This is a genomic window from Amnibacterium sp. CER49 (genome assembly GCF_029846255.1).
Taxonomy (GTDB): domain Bacteria; phylum Actinomycetota; class Actinomycetes; order Actinomycetales; family Microbacteriaceae; genus Amnibacterium.
Genome location: NZ_JARVWQ010000002.1, coordinates 982,280 through 1,000,895, shown reverse-complemented (window position 1 = coordinate 1,000,895; position 18,616 = coordinate 982,280). Strand labels below are relative to the sequence as shown.

Here is an 18,616-nt window from a genome sequence, read left to right as displayed (position 1 = left end):
CCTGAGCGGCGGTCAGGCGCTGCCCTGCCCGTTCCGAGGCGACGGGGCCGTAAGAGCGGACAGCACGCGGAGGATCGCCGCGAGGTCGGCGCGGGCATCGTCGACCGAGGCGGGCGCGAACTCGGTGATGCCGGCGCCGACGAGCGGCAGCCGCTCGCGCAGGGCCCGGATCGCGGCGACGAGGGCGGGCACCCGCACGCCGAAGGGCTCCGGGAAGTCGACGCCGCCGATGTCCTCGGGGTCGAGCACGTCGAGGTCGACGTGGATGTAGACGGCATCCGCTCCGGTGGCGGCGACCGCGTCGGCGAGCGCGACGGGGTCGTCGACCACGTCGGGGTCGAGGAGCGGGATGCCCGCCTCGTCGAGATGGCGCTGCTCGTCCGGGTCGAGGGCGCGGGTGCCCGCGAGCACGAGGCGCTCCGGCGCGAGCACGCGCTCGGGCACGAGCCCGGGCGCGGCCTCGCCGAGCAGGGCGCGGGCGACCATGCCGTGGAACGCCCCGGACGGCGAGTCCTCGGGCGTGTGGAGGTCGGCGTGCGCGTCGAACCAGACGACCGCGAGGCCGGGCGCGCGACCGAGCGCGTGCTCGACCGCGCCGAGCTCCACCCCGCAGTCGCCGCCGATCACGAGCGGCATCGAGCCCTCCGGCACGTCGTCGAGGGCGCGGAGCAGGCGCTCGCGCACCGTCGCGATGCTCGAGAAGCGGTTCACGCGGGTGCCGACCGCGTCACCGGCACCGAGTGGCACCTCGACCGTGCGGGTCGCCGACGCGGGCAGGTCGCCGCGGATCGCCTCTGCCCCGTCCTGGAGCCGCATCGCGCGGCTCGATCCGGATCCCTGCCACTGCGGCACCACCACGAACGTCGCCGGCATGGACGCGAGCGTAGCGTCCGCGCCGCCCCGTGCCCCGGTCAGCCGACGGCGCGGGTGTCGCAGTCCTCGCAGATCACCCGCGTGGTGTGCGGGTGCACGCCCGCGGCGGTGACGGCGTAGAACGGCACCTCGTAGAGCGCGCCGCCGTCGCAGCGCACGCAGCGCTGCCCGAGGTCGCGGGGCGTCCCGGTCGTGATCGTCGCGGCGGCGGGACGCGTCTCGCAGACGCAGAAGGTGGCGTCGCCGACCCGCCGGGGGCCTTCCACGGTCATCACGTAGAGCACGACGTTGTGGAGACCGACGCGTCGGCACCTGAGGCAGGTGGCGTCGACCGGTGTCGGGGTGCCGGCGGTGACCGCGCGGGAGGGGTGCTGGGCCATGCGCAACCGTGGCGGAAGCGCTATCAGATCCGGGAGAGGCGCGTCCAGGGTTTCGCTGAGGGCGGACAGCGATGCTCCACTGAGAGGGTGCGGGTGGAGATCCTGAAGGCCGGCGACCCGCGCTGCGCGCAGCTGGAGCGCGAAGGGTGGACCGTCGTGGGGGAGTCCTGGGGCGCGCGCCTGCGGCTCCGCGGCGAGGCGGACCTCGCGCCGGCACGGAGCGCGGTCGCCCGGGCGACCGACGCGGGCATCGCGGTGCGCGAGCTCGGGCGGCCCGACCTGCCCGCCCTCGCGGCGCTCGACGCGGCCACCGCGCCCGACTACCCGGTGACGCCCGCCTCCTTCCACGAGGCCCGCTCGGCCGCCGCGCTCGGGGCGCTGCTCGATGCGGGCCGGCGGGCGTTCGGCGCGTTCGAGCAGGGCCAGCTGCTCGCCGCGACCGTGGCCCGCCGGGACGGCGAGCGGGCCGAGACCGACTTCACGTGCGTGCGCCGCGATGCGCGTCGCCGCGGGCTCGCCGCAGCCGTGAAGGGCGCCGCGGTGCTCGCGCTCGCCCGCGAGGGCGCGCGGGTGTTCGGCACCGGCGGAGCCCGGGGGAACGCCGGCAGCATCCGGATGAACGAGGCGCTCGGCTACGTGCTCGAGGAGCGCTGGCTCAGCTACGCGCCACCCTGACCACCGCGTCCACCGCACGCGCGGGGTGGCGGGCCCACAGCCGGCCCGCCACCCCGCTTCCGGCTCGCGGCGGGGACGTCGCACCGATCCCGCCCGAGGTCGATCGGACGCTCACGCGGCGGGGCCGCTCGTCAGCGTCACGGTGGTCGTGCGCGCGGCGCCCGCGGCGTCGGTGTAGGCGATCGTCACGCGGTCGCCGGGGGCGTGCGTGCGGAGCATGCTCGTGAGCGACTCGGCCGACGCGGTCGCCGTGCCGTCGACGGCCGTGATCGTGTCGCCGGCGACGAGGCCGCTGCGCGCGGCGGGGGTGCCGGGCACGACCTGCGCGATCGTCGCGCCGCTCGTGCTCGTCCCGTTCGGCGAGACGCTCACGCCGAGGAACGCCGGGAGGCCGATCACGATGTCGGAGGTCGCCGTGCCGCGCTCGATGGTGGCGGCGATGGCGAGGGCCGAGGCGATCGGGATCGCGTACCCGGTCGTCGCGCTCGTGCCGGAGCTCGCAGCGGTGTCGATCCCCACGACGGCGCCGGAGGCGTTCTCGAGCGGGCCGCCCGAGTCGCCGGAGACGACGTCGGCGTCGGTCTCGATCAGGCCGGTCAGGTCCTCGGACTGCGCGGAGCCCTCGGCCTGCGTCGTGATGCGCTGCTTCAGCGCGGTCACCGCACCCGTCGCCGCGGTGAGGGTGCCCGTGCCGCCCGCGTTGCCGACGGCGGTCACGTCGTCGGCGACCCGCGCGGCGGTCGAGGCGGTCGTCGCGGTGGCGAGGCCGGAGGCGTGCTGCAGCTGCAGCACGGCGATGTCGTGGGTGGCGTCCGTGCCCACGACCTTCGCGGTGTAGGCCTGCCCCGTCGACTCGTCGGTGACACGGATCGAGGTCGCCCCCTCGACCACGTGGTTGTTCGTGAGGATCTCGCCGGATGCGGTCAGCACGATGCCGGTGCCGGCGGACTCCGCCGACTCGTACGCGAGGGTCGACACGATCGTGACGACGCCCTTCGTCTGCGCCGCGGTGGCGGTCGTCCCCGTCGAGCCGGTGCCCGAGCCCTGCTGCGGGCTCGACCAGGTGCCGTTCGGACCGTCCGCTCCGCCGAGCCCCTGCGGCCCCGGGGACGTGCCGGAGCCGGCCGAGCCGCTCGCCGCGCCCTGGCCGAAGGCGCTGGTGGTCCGGTGCGGCGAGCCGAGCCCGGTCGCCGCCACCGCACCGCCGGTCGCGCCGATCCCGAGCAGCAGCACGGCGGCGGCGCCGAACGCGAGGAGGCGGGTCGTGCGGCGCGGGCGCGCGGCAGCTCTCTCAGCAGGAGCGGCGGCGGCCCCGGTGCTTCCGTCGCCCCGGGTGGCGGTGCCCTCGTCGTCCACGCGGAAGACGTCGTCCGATCGCTCGTTCTCGCTCATGGGACCCGAGGGAACGCCTCCCGTCTCTGCTCGTCCCATGGCGTCGCTTGGACGTTCCTCTGAGGCATCGGGACGACGCGCGGCGGGGGTTACTCACAGGGAAAGCGCCCCCTGTTCGCGCGTGTCGTGCTCCTGCGCCTAGTCTGCCGCCGTGCCCAGTACCCACATCGGGGCACGGATCTGGACGTCGTCGTCCGCATTCGTCGCCTTCTGCGGCGTCGCCGTGCTCGCCGGCGCGCTCGTCGCCGCCGCCTTCACGCCCGTCGTCGCCCTCGCCGGCGTCGGTGCGCGCCAGAGCATCGGGCTCTTCGAGGACCTGCCGAGCAGCGTCGCGATCGCTCCGCTCGACCAGAAGACCCAGATCTTCGCGAGGTCGCACGGCAAGGACGTGCTGCTCGCCTCGTTCTTCACGCAGGACCGCGACGTCATCGCCTGGAGCGACGTGCCGCTCACCGTCCGGCACGCGGCGATCGCCGCCGAGGACGTGCGCTTCTACCGCCACGGCGGCATCGACCCGAACGGCATCGCCCGCGCCCTCGTGGCCGACGCGCTCGGGCGGAACCTGCAGGGCGCCTCGACGATCACGCAGCAGTACGTGAAGAACGTCTGCGTGCAGCAGGCGGAGTCGCTACCGACCGCAGCGAAGCGGGACGCCGCCTACCTCGACTGCACGTCGACGTCCGTGGGCCGCAAGCTGCGTGAGATGCGGCTCGCCATCGGGCTCGAGAAGCGCTACTCGAAGAATCAGATCCTGCTCGGCTACCTGAACATCGCGGGCTTCGGCGGCCGCGTCTACGGCATCGAGTCCGCGTCGCGGTACTACTTCGCGAAGCCCGCGAAGGACCTCTCCGCAGCCGAGGCCGCCGCGCTCATCGCGATCGTGAACGACCCGTCGCGGTTCCGCCTCGACCAGAAGGCGAACATCGCCGCCACCACGGAGCGTCGCGACCACATCCTCACCGTCGAGCAGCAGCAGCGCATGCTCACCCCGGACGCGTACCGCGCGGCGGTGAAGACGCGCATCACGCCGACGGTCACGCCGGTGAAGACGGGATGCGACTCGGCCGGCGTGGCCGGCTTCTTCTGCCAGTACGTCGTGAACACGCTGCTCACCGACCCCACCTTCGGCAGGACGGCGGACGAGCGGGCCGTGAACCTCGAGACGAAGGGCTGGCGGGTCCACACCACCCTGAACCTCGACCTGCAGCGCACGGCGCAGGGCGTCGTCGACAGGGCCGTGCCGAGCAGCTCGAACCAGTTCGATGTCGGCGCCGCCGCCGTCTCGGTCGAGGTCGGCACGGGCCGCGTCATCACGATGACGCAGAACAAGCGCTACAACGCGCTCGGCAGCGGCCTCGGCCGCAGCTACACGGCCGTGAACTACAACGTGAGCACCGCCCTCGGCGCGGGCGGCGGCACGCAGCCCGGATCGACCTTCAAGCTCTTCCCGCTGCTCCGCTGGCTGGAGACGGGGCACAGCCTCGGGCAGCGCGTGAACGGGAACCCGCGCACCATCCCGGCGCAGCAGTTCCACAAGTGCGGCGCCGTGGACTACGAGGACAAGCCGTGGTCGGTCGGCAACGACGAGCCCGGCGAGCGCGGCGGCTACTCCGTCGTGGACGGCACCGCGAGGAGCGTGAACGGCGTCTTCGCCTCGATGGGGGAGGAGGACGACCTCTGCAGCGTCCGGGACCTCGCCGAGCGGATGGGCGCGACGAACGCGCGCGGCGGCCGCCTCAGCACCGTGCCCGCCATGCTCATCGGCGGCGCGAGCTCGATCGCCCCGCTGAACATGGCCACCGCGTACGCGACCATCGCCCACGACGGCGTGACCTGCGCGCCGCTCGCCATCGATCGCGTCACCGATGCGCTCGGCCGGCCGGCCCCGACGCCGCACCGCTCCTGCACCCGCACGGTGCCGAAGCCGGTGGCGGTCGCGGCCGCGTCCGCGCTGCACACGGTGATCACCTCGGGCACGATGCGCGGCGACGCGACCGCCGACGGCCGCTACGAGTTCGGCAAGACCGGCACCACCGACTCCGCGAAGGACACCTGGGCGATCGGCAGCACCTCGGCGGTGACGACCGCGGTGTGGATCGGCAACGTGACCGGCTTCAGGAACCTGCGCACCGTGTTCGGGTTCCCGTACTGCTCGATCACCGGCAGCACGAAGGCCGCCGACGAGCGCCACTGCGTGTGGAACGGCATCCAGGCCGCCGTGAACAAGGTCTACGGGGGCGCCTACACCTGGGCGACGCCGGACGCGCAGTACCTCACCGGCGGCGCGGCGATCACCCACGCGGACGCGCGCCCGTACGTGCCGCCGGTGCGCAGGCCGGCCCCCGCTCCCGTCCGCCCTGCTCCGCCCGTGTCGACCCCTGCGCCGCAGCCGACGCAGCCGCCCGCGCCGAGCCCGAAGCCCACGCCGCAGCCGACGCAGCCGCCCGCGCCGAGTCCGAAGCCCACCCCGACGCCGAAGCCCAAGCCGAAGGCGACCGCGCCCGCGACGGCGCGGTGAGGGGTCGACCCGCGGGGTGGGCGATCCCGGGCTCGGCGGCCACCGCGGGCAGGCCGGATCGCCGCCCGGAAGTCCTCTGCGCGAGCGCTGGACGATCTCAGGGGACGTCCAGAGGACTGGGGGAAGCGGCTCGTACGGTCGGCGCCATGGACATCGCCGCCCGCGCGCAGACGCTGCGCGACCTGCACGCCGCCCCCGACCTCCTCTCCGTCGTGAACGTCTGGGATGTGATCTCGGCGACCACGGTCGCGGGCGTCTCCGGCGTCAAGGCCCTCGCGACCGCCGGCCACTCGATCGCCGCGACCTTCGGCTACCCGGACGGGGAGGTCCCGCTCGAGACGACCCTCGACCTCGTCGGCCGCATCGTCGCCGCCGTCGACGTGCCGGTCAGCGCCGACCTCGACAACGGGTACGCCGACCCGGGCGAGACGATCCGGCGTGCGATCGGCGTGGGCGTCGTCGGGGCGAACATGGAGGACCGTCTGGTGCCGCGCGACGAGGCGGTGGCCCGGGTCCGGGCCGCGGTGCGCGGCGCGGAGGCGGAGGGGGTGCCGTTCTCGCTGAACGCGCGGACCGACGCGTTCGTGCGCATGGCCGACGCCGATCAGGCCACGAAGGTCGACGAGGCGCTGGCGCGGGGCCGCGCCTTCCTCGAGGAGGGCGCCACGACCGTCTTCGTGCCCGGCCTGCTCGACGAGTCCGCCGTGACCGCGCTCGTCGAGGGCCTCGGGCCGCAGCGGCTCGCGGTCATCAACGTGCCCGGATCGCTGCCGCCGTCGCGCCTGCAGCAGCTCGGTGTCGCCCGCGTCTCGTACGGCCCGTGGACGCAGCGCGTGGCGCTGCACGCGCTGCAGCGCCTCGCGGACGACCTGACGAACCACGACGGCGCGCTGCCGCCGGGCACCCCGGCGCTCAACTAGCGCCGGAGACGGCCGCCCCTCTCCCGGGTGCCCCTCGGGTCGTGTCCCCCGTACTCGGAGCCGTCTTTCAGGCGATCCCGGGTTGACTCGCCGAGGCCTTCCACCCAGAGGAGAACCTTCCCATGACCGACGCGTCCTACCCGGCGCCGAGCGGCTCGCCCGCCACCGCGGGCGCCCGCCCCTCCGTCCTCAACACCGCGTTCTGGCTGTACCTCGCCTCGATCGTCGTCGGTGTGGTGGCGACGCTGCTCACGGCGCCGGCGGTGCAGCAGGCGGCCGACCAGGTGGGCGGCTCTGCGCGGGCCGCTACGGGTGCCGTCATCGCGGTGGCGATCGTGAGCGGTCTCATCGGCGCGGTGATCTGGGGGCTGTTCCTCTTCTTCCTGCGTCGCGACCACCAGTGGGCACGATGGGTCCTCGGCGCGCTGACGCTGCTCGGCCTGCTTGCCCTGCTCGCCGGAACGGTCGCATCGCCCGCCTCGCTCGGTGTGGGCTTCGGCCTCGGACCCCTCCGTGAGGTGCTCGCCGTCGTCGCTGCGGTGCTCACCTTCCTCCCCGCGTCGTCGGCCTACCTCCGCGACGTCGCGGCCCGTCGCCGCGCGACGAGAGCCTGACCCCGCACCCCCAGCCCCCGCCCCCCGACGCCCCCCGGAAACCCCGGGCACGGCGCCGGCCCGATCCCCAGGGCCGGCGCCGCGCCGTTCCCGCGCCGTTCCCGGGATTGTCACGATCCAACGCGCGCCGGCTGGTCCGGAGGCTGCTTCGGACTTGCGGAAAGCCCTTGCGCGGCGCTGCCGCAGCGCTCACCATGCCCATATGTACCGCGACGACGACGTCGTAGTGCTCCCGCCTCACTGTCCGGACTGCGGAAGTCCCTTCCGAGCCGCCATGGCCGAGACGACGCGCTACTACGTGTGCCCCTGCTGCGGGCTGGTGCGGCTCGTGCCGTTCCGGGCCACCGATCCCGCCGTGCCGCCGATGCGCACCGGGTCGCGGGTCGTCGCGCGCTGAACCGTCAGGAGCCGGCGCTGAAGCGCTGCTGCAGGAAGGTGCCGTTCAGCAGCAGCGCGGCCGCGTCGTCCTCCACCGCCGCGTCGCGCATCCGCACGGCGGCCGCCTCGAGGTCGGCGAGCTGGGCGAGCAGCGCCGCGGCGGGCGTCGCACCGTCCAGGAGGGTGTGGTCGGCCGCCCAGTCGGCGGGCAGCGCCACGAAGGCGCGGAGCGTGTCCGGGAGGTAGACCGTCGCCGTGCGTCGTACGAGCGCCGCGGCCTCGCCGGTCACCCGAGGAGCCGCCTCGAGCAGGAGCGCCGCGATCCGCTCGATGTGCGGGATCGCCTCCGACGGGACCCGCCCCGCAGCGCGCGCGGGCAGGCTGCGGAGCCCGCGCTCGAGGTCGCCCGGGTCGACGAGGAACTCCGGCTGCGCCGGCTGCAGGCCGAGCGCGCCGAGCGCGCGGCCCGCCGCCTCCGCGTCGCCTGCCGCGTCGGCGGCGGCGCGGGCGACCTGCTGCGCGAAGACGTCGAGCCACTCGCCGAGCTGCAGCGGCTCGCGGGCGATCACGACGCCGCCCACGACCCGTGCCGCCTCGCCGGCCCAGCGCGACCCGTCGCGGCGGAGGGTGAGCGTGAAGCCGTCGCCCGTGAGCCGGAGGGCGACCGGGCGTCCGGGGCGACCGGTCAGCCGGTCGCCGATCGAGCGCTCCGCCTCGAGCTCGAGGGAGCCCGCGGCAGGACCGAGCGCCCGACGCGCGGCTGCCCCGAGCCGGGTGAGGAAGCCCTCGGGGTCGTCCTCGGCGCGGGCGAGCGCGTCCGAGCCGTCCGGGAGCGCCGTCACCGCGGCCCGTCCGTGAGCGGCAGCACGAGCCCCGGGGTCGCGATCACGTGGTCGTCGCGCAGCGGCCGCACCGCGGTGCCGATCGCGAAGAACTCGGTGGTGTGGCCGCCCCAGCGGTGCGGCAGCGACAGCAGCTGCACCCCGACGATGCCCTCGGCCGCGAGTCGCTCGGCCTCGGCCTGCATCCGGCCCATCGCGAGCTCGCGCGCGTCGTAGAGCGCCTCGGTGTACTGGGGGATCTCGGTGTTCGTCCCGACGGCGTTCAACGTGGCGAGGACCCCGCGGTGCGCGATGTGGTAGACGCAGCTGCCCATCACGAGCCCCAGCGGCGCGTACCCCGCCTGGATGAGCGTCCAGAAGTCCTGGCCGGAGAGGTCCGACGTGAACGGCAGGCTGCGGTTGTTGCGCCACCGGCCCGACGGCGGCGCCTCCTCGCCGACGACGGCGGTGCCGACGGCCACGAACTCGGCGAGGTCGCTGCCGTACTCCTTGAACTCGATCTCGAGCCGGACCCCGACGATGCCGTCGGCCCCGAGCCGGTCGGCCTCGGCCTCCATCCGCGTCATCGCGAGCTCGCGGGCGTGGTACATCGCCTGGCTCAGGGTGTCGAGCTCCATGTTCCGGCTCCACCGCCCCAGCTGCAGCCCCACGTGGTACACGCTCGAGCCGAGCACGAGACCCACGGGGCGGAAGCCCGCCTGCTTCACGAGCAGGAACTCGTTGACGGAGAGGTCCGAGGTGAAGAGCCGCGTGCGGTTCTCGGCGAGGCGGGCGTCCGCGTCGCGCGGCAGGTGCACGGCGGCGAGGTCGGGTCCGGTCGGGTCGGTCATCGAGGGTCTCTCCGAGGTCAGAAGCGGCGGGAGGAGCGCCGGTCGGTGGCGCTCGAGAGCGGGATCACGGGGAGTACGGCGGCTCCGGAGCGGGTGCGGCTGCGGGCGGCGGGATCCGGGGCGAGCACCGTGCCCACGACGATCGACTCCGCGTGCAGGTCGACCTCCTGCCCGCAGGCCGTCTCGAACTCGCCGAGGCTCATCCCGCTGACGACGAGGGTCCCGCCCTTCGGGGCGAGCGCGGCGGCGCGGCGCTCGAGCTGCCGGCGCGCGTCCTCCCGGGCAGCGGCGACCAGCTCGCTCAGGCCGTCGACCTCGGTGTTGCCCTGGAGGACGGACCGCTGCTGCCGCAGCCGGTAGTCCTCGTGCTTCGTCGCGATGGACAGGCCGAGCGCGAGCCCGCGCGGCAGGAGCCCCGAGCGCAGCGCGGCGGCGCAGTCCTCGGCCGACAGGTCGGTGTGCCAGACCGATTCGGGGGCGGCCCTCTCCGGCGTCGGGTCGACGCGGCGCACCCCGGTGCCGAGGGCGCTGAACTCCCACGCCTGACCGTCGAGACGGGTGCGGCCGATGCGGATGCCGACGACGCCCTCCGCGCCGAGCGCCGCGGCCTCGGCGAGCAGCCGGGCGAGCGCGCCGTGCCAGGCGTGCTCGAAGGCCTGCACGTACGGCTCGAAGGCGGCGTATCCGCCGCGGCGGGAGCCGGTCGTCCAGACGGGGGAGTCGGGCGACCAGGTGGCGGCGGACCAGCCGGGCTGCCACCAGCCGCACGGCGAGCTCGCCCAGCCGAGCTGCATCACGAGGCAGCCGAACACCTCGCCGACGGGCGCGAGCCCCGCGGAGCGCAGCGCCGCGGCCGCCGGCGCCGAGAGCAGCGAGCCCGCGACGGCGCTCGCGCGCTGGCGGGCGACACGGTCGTGCGCGGACGGCGGCAGCCCACCGATCCACGCCGCCACGCCGCCTCCGCTTCCGGCGCGCAGCTCGCGGCACCGCGTCCCGCACGCTAGCGGACCGTGATGGGATCGGGGCCGTGGGGGAGCGGGACGGGGAGCAGGACGCGGATCTGCGCGCGTTCCGCGACGCGTGGCTCCGGGAGCAGGACGGGCCCTCGGGCCGGCGCTACGCGGAGGCCCTCGACGCCGCGGGCCGCCTGGGCGAGGCCGTGGAGGTCTGCGAGCGCATGTGGGAGCTCGGCTACGTCGCCGGCTACACCGACGCCGCCTGGCTCGAGCACGACGCGGGGCGGCTGCCCGAGGCGATCGCGCGCATGCAGGAGGCGATCGCCTACCTCGAGGGCGAGGACCGCCGCAGCGCCGCGGGCATCGTCGGCTCGTGGCTCTGGGAGGCGGGGGACGGGGCCGCCGAGGGATGGCTGCGCGCGGGCCTCGCTGATCATCCCGAGGCCCGGCCGGATCTCGCCGCGCTGCTCGCCGCCACCGATCGGGGCGACGAGGGGGAGCGGCTGCTCGAGGAGGGCGTCGCCGCGGGCGCGGTGCTCTGCATGCTGCCGCTCGCGAACCTGCGCGACGAGCAGGGCCGGGGCGGTGAGGCGGAGGCGCTGTACCGCCGGGCGTTCGCGGCGGGCGATGCGTACTCGGCGTGGAACCTCGCCCTGCTGCTCGAGCGGCAGGGCCGGACCGCCGAGGCGGCGGACTGGCGATGGCGGGCCGCGCAGGGCGGCGACGAGGTCGCGATCCGTGCGCTCACCGACGGGCTGGGCTGAGGGCGGGCCGCCTCAGCCCGAAGCGGAGGCGCCCCGGTCCGTCAGCGCGTGACGCGGTAGCGGCTGATCATGCCCGCCGTGATGTGGTCGTTCACGTGGCAGTGGAACAGCCAGGTGCCGACGTCGTCCGGCACCATGTCGGCGACGACCATGCCCGCGGGAAGGAGGCTGACGACGTCCATCCGCATGCCGTTCACCGTGACGTCGTTGCCGTGCCAGTGCGGGGTGTGCAGGTCGGCCTCGGTACCCATGTCCATGACGTACCAGCGGACGTGCTGCCCCTTCCGCACGGTGGGCATCGGCATGTTGCCGAACAGGTAGCCGTTGATCGAGTGCTTGAGGTTGCTCTCCGCGAACTGCTCGCTGTTCAGGAGATCGGGTGACACGGGCGCCTTCAGGTATCGCTTCACGTTGTCGGCGAGCAGCGGCGAGGCCATCTCGTTGTCGATGAAGAACTCCATGAAGACCTCGCGGTCGACGTCCTTCGGGCTCCCGTCCGCCCGCGCCTGGCCCGCTCGGGTGACGACCATCGGACCCATCAGGCCCGCATAGGTGTCGGCGACCTCGGCGGTGTGCGAGTGGTACATCCACATCACCGAGCTGCCGTCGGCGGGACCCGGGCCCGCGCGCTGCGGCACCTTCCACGTGTAGGTGTGCGTGCCGCCCTTCGGCACGCCGTCGTCGAGCCGGTCCGCGCCGCTCGTGCCGTCGTTGTAGCCCGCGCCCTCGCTGTCCTTCGCGTAGAAGACGCCGTGCGGGTGCATGCTCGTGGGGAACGGGCACTCGTTCTTGAAGACCACCTTGATCGTGTCGCCGACCGCCGCATGGATCACCGGGCCGAGCAGGCCGAGGTACTGCTCGCTCGCGGGCCGCGACCGCAGGTGCGCGAACGCTGCGTCGGTGTAGCCGCGGTAGAGGCACTTCAGGTACTTCGGCCCGATGCGGCCGGGACCCGCCACCGCGTAGGTGGCGGCGACGTCGTCGAAGGGCTTGCCCGTCACCTGGTTCGAGCCGGTGGGGGCGTAGTCCCAGACCACCTCGTCCGCCTCGATGTAGTAGGTCCGGGTGACGCCGTCGCTCGAGAAGGCCGAGCCGCCGACGGCGGCCCAGTACGAGTCGCTCGCCGCGGTGCCCATGCCGCCCGTGCCCGCCGCACCCACGTCGGCCGACGCCGCCACGACGGTCATCGCGAGCCCTGCCCCGAGGATCGCCGCCGCGCCGGCGAGCCCCGCGCGCCGGGCGAGGGGTCGTGCCTCGCGCCGATGCGACCAGCCGGCCACCCCGAAGCCGACCATCGCGGCCTCGGCGGCCACGGAGAGCACGCCGAGCGGATCCGCCCAGTTCCCGATGTCGTCCCGCACGAGCGGCAGCCCGATGCTCCGGCTGACGACGTAGGCGATGATCGCGGCAGCGCCGAGGCCGGCGACGAGCAGGGCGACGAGCCGGTCGGAGCGGAGCTGCAGCAGCAGCGCCAGCGCGACGCAGGCGAGCTCGAGGAGCACGAAGAGCACACCGAGGTAGGCCGCCTCTCGCAGGTGCGAGGGCGTGACGGGGAGATGCGCGATCGCCGCGACGAGGCACGCGGCGATCGCCGGGTACCGCCAGACGCCGGTGTCGCGCAGGTCTTCCGAGGCCATGACGGAAGTCAAGCACCGACGTGCCGTGGGCAACACGTCTTCCGTCCCGCCTTCCGTGGCCCTCCGGCCCGAAGTGGGGGAGGTTCCGCCCCGTCCCTCGTGGCTACGCTCGGTCCCAGGCGGCACCCACCGCCGACGGAGACCCAATCCACCTCCGCCAGGTCGACGGCACGGACGACGCGTTCGGACGTGACGGACCCGTTTCGCTGTTCCCCTGCATGTCGACTCGTGCGCCGGCGGGCGCGGCTTCCTCCCATCGAAGCGCCCGCCGGCGCCCCCTCTGCGCTACCGCCGTTCGGCGAGCTCCACGATGCGCCTCGCCTGGGCGACCACCGGCCCGTCGATCATCCGCCCGTCGAGGCGGAAGACGCCCTCCTCGCGCTCGGCCGCGTCGAGCACGCGGCGGGCGGCGGCCACGGCCGCGGGCGAGGGCAGGTAGGCCCGTCGCACGATCGGCACCTGCCGCGGGTGGATGCAGACGGTGCCCGCGAACCCGCTCGCCGCCCCGTCCTCGGCCTCGGCGGCGAGGCCCGCGTCGTCGTCGAGGTCGAGGTGCACCGCGTCGTACGCGACCTTGCCCGTCGCGCCCGCGGCGAGCAGCACCCGGGCGCGGGCCACCCGCGCGACGTCGCGGTAGCGGCCGTCCGGGAAGCGGCTGGACGAGCCGCCGAGCGCGGCGACGAGGTCCTCGGCGCCCCACATGAGCGCCTCGACCTGCGGCGCCGCCGCGAGCGCGGCGGCGTGCTCGACGCCGGCCGGGGTCTCGCAGAGCGCGATCACCCGCCGTCCGCTCAGCGCCTCGAGCGCACCGACGTCCTCCGCCTTCGCGAGCATCACGTGCTCGTACGGGGTCCGGGCGAGCGCCTCGAGGTCCGCCTCGAAGTCGGGGGTGCGGGCGCCGTTCACCCGCACGATCGTGCGGGCCGGGTCGAGCCGGACCTGCTGCAGCGACTCCCGCGCGGCCGCCTTCCGGTCGGGCGCGACCGCGTCCTCGAGGTCGAGGATCACGGCGTCTGCGGCCGCGGCGGCCTTCGCGTAGCGGTCCGGCCGGTCGGCGGGGCAGAACAGCAGCGCGGGGCCGAGCGGGGTCACGACCCCTCCGGCGCGCACCGCATCAGGGTCGACCGGACGGCGACGACCACGACCTCGCCCCGCTGGTTGCGGGCGGTGTGCTCGAGGCGCACGACGCCCTGGCCGGGACGGCTCCTCGACAGCCGCTTCGACAGCACGCGCGTCTCTGCGGTGAGGGTGTCGCCGGCGCGCACCGGTGCCGGGAAGCGCACCTCCTCGAAGCCGAGGTTCGCGACGATGGTGCCCTGCGTCAGCTGCGCCACCGAGAGCCCGACGACGAGCGCGAGGGTGAACATGCTGTTCACGAGCCGCTCGCCGAACTCGGTCGAGCGCGCCCACTCCGCGTCGAGGTGCAGCGACTGCGTGTTGCCGGTCAGCGTGGTGAAGAGCACGTTGTCGGCCTCGGTCACGGTCCGTGAGGGGCTGTGGAGATAGCGGACGTCCTCCTCGAGCTCCTCGAACCACAGCCCCCGCTGGACGATCTCCCGCTCGCTCATGCCTCGCTCCTGACCGGCTGCCGCACCCGCGCCAGCACCTGATCGCGCGCCACCCGGTCGCCGACGCGCACGAGCACCTCGACGGTCCCGGGCAGCGGCGCCTGGACGGCGTGCTCCATCTTCATCGCCTCGACGACCACGACGGCCGTCCCCGTCTCGACGTCCGCGCCGTCGTCGACCGGCACGGCGACGACGGTGCCGGGCATCGGTGACCGCAGCTCGGGGGCCGCCTCCGCGCCCGCCGCGGCGAGCGCCTCGGGCGGGGGCTCGACGAGCCGGTGCGTCGCCCCGCCGTCCAGCAGGAGCAGCGCCCGGCCGTCCGTCGCCCAGCGCACCGCCCTGCGCACGCCGTCGAGCGCGATCTCGGCGACCTCGTCGTGCAGCGTCACGGCCGCTCGCCGTTCCGGGCCGTCACCGGCCCGCACCACGAGGCCGTCGCGGGCGGGGACCACCGCGACGGGTGCGGACCCCTCGAACCGGTAGACGGATGCCGCGACGCCCTGCAGCCGCCAGCCGGTGCGGCCCCAGGCGCCCGCGGGGCGAGCGGCATGCTCGCGCGCCCATGAGACGAGCGCGCCGAGCGCCGCGGCGTCGGGCGCCTCGGCGGGCGCCGCCAGCTCGGCCTGCCGGCGCTCGATCAGCCCCGTGTCGAGCCGGCCGGCGCGCACGTCCTCGTCGCGGAGCAGCCGCACGAGGAACGGCACGTTCGTGTTCGGGCCGAGCACCTCGGTCCGCTCGAGCGCGGCGGTGAGCCGGGCGAGCGCCTCCGCCCGCGTCGGCGCCGTCGCCACGACCTTGAGCAGCAGGGGGTCGTAGAGGAGCGGCACGGTGAAGCCGGCGGCGACGCCCGAGTCGACGCGGACGCCGTCGCCTCCGGGCTCGCCGAGCGCGGCGATCGGGCCGCCGGTGGGCAGGAAGCCGGTCGCGGGGTCCTCAGCATAGACGCGCGCCTCGATGGCGTGCCCCGTGACGCGCACGTCCTCCTGCGCGAGCGGGAGCGGCAGGCCGGCGGCGACGTGCAGCTGCAGCGCGACGAGGTCGAGGCCCGTGACCTGCTCGGTCACCGGGTGCTCCACCTGGAGCCGCGTGTTCATCTCGAGGAACGCGTACGCTCCGGGGTCGCCGCCCGGCACGATGAACTCGACGGTGCCGGCGCCGACGTAGTCGACGCTCTCGGCCACGGCGCGCGCGTCGCGCGCCATCCGCTCGCGCACCTCGGCGGGCAGGTCGATCGACGGCGCCTCCTCGATCACCTTCTGGTGGCGCCGCTGCAGGGTGCACTCGCGGTCGGCGACCGTGAGGACCGTGCCGTGGGCGTCGGCGAGCACCTGCACCTCGATGTGGCGCGGCGCGTCGAGGTACCGCTCGACGAAGAGCGTGTCGTCGCCGAACGCGGCCGCCGCCTCGCGGCGCGCGCTCGCGAGCGCCTGCCGCACCTCGCCGGGGGAGCGCACGACGTGCATGCCCTTGCCGCCGCCGCCCGCCGCCGGCTTGACGAGCGCGGGCAGGCCGACCCGCTCGATCGCGGCCACGAGGTCGTCGTCGGTGAGCCCCGCACGGGAGACGCCGGCGACGACGGGCACGCCGAAGGCCTCGACCCGCTCGCGGGCGCGGATCTTGTCGCCCATCACCGCGAGCGCCGTGGGCGACGGGCCGACGAACACGACCCCCGCCTCGGCGCAGGCCGCGGCGAGGCGGGCGTTCTCCGAGAGGAAGCCGTAGCCGGGATGGATCGCGTCGGCGCCGGTGCGCACGGCTGCGGCCACGATGCGGTCGGGGTCGAGGTAGCCGTCCGACCCGAGGGCGACCGCCTCGTCGGCGAGCGACGTGTGCGGGGCGCCCGCGTCCGCGTCGGTGTAGACGGCGACCGAGCGGATCCCGAGCCGCTGCAGGGTGCGGATCACGCGGCAGGCGATCTCGCCGCGGTTCGCGACGAGGACACGTTCGAACACGGCGGTCACATCCGGAAGACGGGAGCGGACGCGGGCGGCAGGGGCGCGCCGGCGCAGACGTCGAGGGCGAGCCCGAGCACCGTGCGGGTGTCGGCGGGGTCGATGACGCCGTCGTCCCAGAGCCGGGCGGTGGCGTAGTAGGGGCTGCCCTGGTCCTCGTAGCGGCGGCGGATCGGCACGCGGAACGCCTCCTCGTCGTCGGCGCTCCAGTCCTGCCCCTGCGCCTCGAGCTGGTCGCGCCGCAGCGTCGCCAGCACCGATGCGGCCTGCGGGCCACCCATCACCGAGATGCGGCTGCCGGGCCAGGAGAAGAGGAACCGGGGGGAGCAGGCGCGGCCGCTCATCGAGTAGTTGCCGGCGCCGAACGAGCCGCCGACGAGCACGGTGAGCTTCGGGACCCGGGCGGTCGCGACGGCGGCGACCATCTTCGCGCCGTGCTTCGCGATGCCGCCGGCCTCGTACTCGCGCCCGACCATGAAGCCCGTGATGTTCTGCAGGAACAGCAGGGGGATGCCGCGCTGGTCGCAGAGCTCGACGAAGTGCGCGCCCTTCAGCGCGGACTCCGCGAACAGCACGCCGTTGTTCGCGACGATGCCGACCGGGTGCCCGTGGAGGTGGGCGAAGCCGGTGACGAGCGTCGGGCCGTACTCGGCCTTGAACTCGGTGAGCTCGCTGCCGTCGACCAGCCGGGCGATCACCTCGCGCACGTCGTAGGGCACCGTGAGGTCGACCGGGACGACGCCGTAGAGCCCGTCCTCGGGTACGACCGGGTCGACGGGCTCGCGCACCGCCCAGGGCGCCGGCGGGGGCGGCGGCAACGTGGCGACGATCTCGCGGAGCACCGCGAGCGCGCTGCGGTCGTCGTGCACGAGGTGGTCGGTGACGCCGGAGACGCGGGAGTGCACGTCGCCGCCGCCGAGGTCCTCGGCCGAGACGACCTCGCCGGTCGCGGCCTTCACGAGCGGCGGACCGCCGAGGAAGATCGTGCCCTGGTTCGCGACGATGACGTTCTCGTCGCTCATCGCGGGCACGTAGGCGCCGCCCGCGGTGCTCGAGCCGAGCACGACCGACAGCTGCGGGACGCCCGCGGCCGACATGCGCGCCTGGTTGTAGAAGATGCGGCCGAAGTGCTCGCGGTCGGGGAACACCTCGTCCTGCATCGGCAGGTAGGCGCCGCCGGAGTCGACGAGGTAGCAGCACGGGAGGCGGTTCTCGGCCGCGATCTCCTGCGCCCGGAGGTGCTTCTTCACGGTCATCGGGTAGTAGGACCCGCCCTTGACGGTCGCGTCGTTCGCGACGACCATCACGGGCCGGCCGTGCACGAGCCCGATGCCGGTGACGACGCCGGCGGACGGGCACTCGTCGTCGTACATCCCCCAGGCCGCGAGCGCGCCGATCTCGAGGAACGGGCTGCCGCGGTCGAGCAGCTCGTCGATGCGCTCGCGCGCGAGCAGCTTGCCCCGCGCGGTGTGCCGCTCGCGCGCCTTCGGCGGACCGCCCTGCGCGACGCGCTCGAGCCGTTCCCGAAGCTCGGCGACGAGCGCGGCCTGCGCCTCGGCGTTCGCCTGGAACGGCGCGCCCTGCGTGGCCGCGGTCGGGAGGACCGTCATGCCTGCTGCTCCCTCCACGTCGCTCTTCGGTGAACGGACGCTAACCGAGCGTAGCATCGCGGACGTGGTACAGACCTGGCGGGCCACCGCGAAGGCGGAGCGTCGCGAGCGGTACCTCGCCGCGGCGGCGCAGCTGTTCGCCGCGCGCGGTTTCCACGGGGTGTCCGTCGAGGAGCTCGGCGCCGCCGCCGGCGTGTCGGGGCCGGCGCTCTACAAGCACTTCGCGAGCAAGGAGGCGGTGCTCGCGGCGCTGCTCGTCGAGGCGAGCGAGCGGCTGCTCGCCGGCGCCACCGCCGTCGTCGAGCAGGAGTCCGAGCCGCGGCGCGCGCTCGACGAGCTGATCGCCTTCCACGTCGACTTCGCCCTGTCCGAGCCCGACGTGATCCGGGTGCAGGACCGCGACCTCGCGAGCCTGCCGGAGGAGGACAACCGCCGGGTGCGCGCGCTGCAGCGGCGCTACATCGAGCTCTGGACGCAGGTCGCGCGGCGCATCGACGGGCACGTGCCGCCGCCGGTCTGGGCGGTGCGCCTGCCGGCGGTGTTCGGGCTGCTGAACGCGACGCCGCACCTGCCGAAGGGCCGTCCCGACGACGTGCGGGCCGTGCTCGCGGGGATGGCGCGGGACGCGCTGCTCGGGGCGGCGGCGCGGCCAGCCTCGCGCTGAGGCGGGTGCCCCGCGACGTCCGGTCGCGGCTCGCGTCGGTGCG

General features: G+C 74.9%; 18 protein-coding genes. 7 read left to right on the top strand and 11 right to left on the bottom strand.

The window, feature by feature from the left end:
• Nucleotides 1-12: 12 nt before the first annotated feature.
• Together QDR37_RS14790 and QDR37_RS14785 are read right to left on the bottom strand one after the other, a co-directional pair.
• Nucleotides 13-873: an arginase family protein gene (locus QDR37_RS14790; RefSeq protein ID WP_279714545.1), complete on the bottom strand. Its 861-nt coding sequence runs from the start codon at nt 871-873 to the stop codon at nt 13-15.
• Nucleotides 874-911: 38 nt separating this feature from the next.
• Nucleotides 912-1,253, bottom strand: coding sequence for a hypothetical protein (locus QDR37_RS14785; protein ID WP_279714544.1), 342 nt, complete (start codon nt 1,251-1,253; stop codon nt 912-914).
• A 93-nt stretch (nt 1,254-1,346) separates the two neighbouring features.
• Between QDR37_RS14785 and QDR37_RS14780 the strand changes: the two genes are divergently transcribed.
• Nucleotides 1,347-1,928, top strand: coding sequence for a GNAT family N-acetyltransferase (locus QDR37_RS14780; protein WP_279714543.1), 582 nt, complete (start codon nt 1,347-1,349; stop codon nt 1,926-1,928).
• Between the two features lie 111 nt (nt 1,929-2,039).
• Here the strand turns inward: QDR37_RS14780 and QDR37_RS14775 are convergent, their stop codons facing one another.
• The gene (locus QDR37_RS14775; RefSeq protein WP_279714542.1) at nt 2,040-3,320 is read right to left on the bottom strand and encodes a trypsin-like peptidase domain-containing protein; all 1,281 of its coding nucleotides are present in this window, start codon (nt 3,318-3,320) and stop codon (nt 2,040-2,042) included.
• A gap of 151 nt (nt 3,321-3,471) precedes the next feature.
• Between QDR37_RS14775 and QDR37_RS14770 the strand changes: the two genes are divergently transcribed.
• The 4 genes from QDR37_RS14770 (at nt 3,472) to QDR37_RS14755 (ending at nt 7,769) form a co-directional block, all read left to right on the top strand.
• Nucleotides 3,472-5,838, top strand: a complete 2,367-nt coding sequence (locus QDR37_RS14770) for a transglycosylase domain-containing protein (RefSeq protein WP_279714541.1) — start codon at nt 3,472-3,474, stop codon at nt 5,836-5,838.
• 146 nt (nt 5,839-5,984) lie between these two features.
• On the top strand, nt 5,985-6,758 hold the full coding sequence (locus tag QDR37_RS14765) for an isocitrate lyase/phosphoenolpyruvate mutase family protein (protein ID WP_279714540.1): 774 nt from the start codon (nt 5,985-5,987) through the stop codon (nt 6,756-6,758).
• Nucleotides 6,759-6,880: 122 nt separating this feature from the next.
• On the top strand, nt 6,881-7,372 hold the full coding sequence (locus tag QDR37_RS14760; RefSeq protein ID WP_279714539.1) for a hypothetical protein: 492 nt from the start codon (nt 6,881-6,883) through the stop codon (nt 7,370-7,372).
• Between the two features lie 274 nt (nt 7,373-7,646).
• A complete protein-coding gene (locus QDR37_RS14755; protein WP_279714538.1) occupies nt 7,647-7,769 on the top strand; it encodes a hypothetical protein in 123 nt (40 codons plus the stop codon).
• 4 nt (nt 7,770-7,773) lie between these two features.
• Here the strand turns inward: QDR37_RS14755 and QDR37_RS14750 are convergent, their stop codons facing one another.
• From QDR37_RS14750 to QDR37_RS14740, 3 genes are read right to left on the bottom strand one after another with little or no spacing between them, the layout of a single operon-like run.
• A complete protein-coding gene (locus QDR37_RS14750) occupies nt 7,774-8,592 on the bottom strand; it encodes a hypothetical protein (protein ID WP_279714537.1) in 819 nt (272 codons plus the stop codon).
• Entirely contained in the window at nt 8,589-9,422 is an 834-nt protein-coding gene (locus QDR37_RS14745; protein ID WP_279714536.1) for a heavy metal-binding domain-containing protein, read from the bottom strand. The genes QDR37_RS14750 and QDR37_RS14745 overlap by 4 nt, the downstream gene beginning before the upstream one ends.
• Before the next feature lie 17 nt (nt 9,423-9,439).
• Complete coding sequence (locus QDR37_RS14740) at nt 9,440-10,375, bottom strand: heavy metal-binding domain-containing protein (protein WP_279714535.1); 936 nt, start codon at nt 10,373-10,375, stop codon at nt 9,440-9,442.
• A gap of 74 nt (nt 10,376-10,449) precedes the next feature.
• On the opposite strand from QDR37_RS14740, the gene QDR37_RS14735 reads away from it, so the two are divergent.
• Nucleotides 10,450-11,142: a hypothetical protein gene (locus QDR37_RS14735; RefSeq protein WP_279714534.1), complete on the top strand. Its 693-nt coding sequence runs from the start codon at nt 10,450-10,452 to the stop codon at nt 11,140-11,142.
• Between the two features lie 41 nt (nt 11,143-11,183).
• On the opposite strand, the gene QDR37_RS14730 is transcribed toward QDR37_RS14735, so the two are convergent.
• From QDR37_RS14730 to QDR37_RS14710, 5 genes are all read right to left on the bottom strand, one after another.
• Nucleotides 11,184-12,779: a multicopper oxidase domain-containing protein gene (locus QDR37_RS14730; RefSeq protein ID WP_279714533.1), complete on the bottom strand. Its 1,596-nt coding sequence runs from the start codon at nt 12,777-12,779 to the stop codon at nt 11,184-11,186.
• Between the two features lie 285 nt (nt 12,780-13,064).
• Nucleotides 13,065-13,889 (bottom strand): CoA ester lyase, encoded by an 825-nt coding sequence (locus QDR37_RS14725; RefSeq protein ID WP_279714532.1) that lies wholly within the window; start codon nt 13,887-13,889, stop codon nt 13,065-13,067.
• Nucleotides 13,868-14,347: a MaoC family dehydratase gene (locus QDR37_RS14720; RefSeq protein WP_279714531.1), complete on the bottom strand. Its 480-nt coding sequence runs from the start codon at nt 14,345-14,347 to the stop codon at nt 13,868-13,870. The genes QDR37_RS14725 and QDR37_RS14720 overlap by 22 nt, the downstream gene beginning before the upstream one ends.
• Nucleotides 14,344-16,299, bottom strand: a complete 1,956-nt coding sequence (locus QDR37_RS14715; protein WP_279714530.1) for a biotin carboxylase N-terminal domain-containing protein — start codon at nt 16,297-16,299, stop codon at nt 14,344-14,346. Before QDR37_RS14715 ends, QDR37_RS14720 begins: the two co-directional genes overlap by 4 nt.
• Before the next feature lie 5 nt (nt 16,300-16,304).
• On the bottom strand, nt 16,305-17,909 hold the full coding sequence (locus tag QDR37_RS14710; RefSeq protein ID WP_279714529.1) for a carboxyl transferase domain-containing protein: 1,605 nt from the start codon (nt 17,907-17,909) through the stop codon (nt 16,305-16,307).
• 64 nt (nt 17,910-17,973) lie between these two features.
• On the opposite strand from QDR37_RS14710, the gene QDR37_RS14705 reads away from it, so the two are divergent.
• Complete coding sequence (locus tag QDR37_RS14705; protein WP_279714528.1) at nt 17,974-18,573, top strand: TetR/AcrR family transcriptional regulator; 600 nt, start codon at nt 17,974-17,976, stop codon at nt 18,571-18,573.
• Nucleotides 18,574-18,616 lie beyond the last annotated feature (43 nt).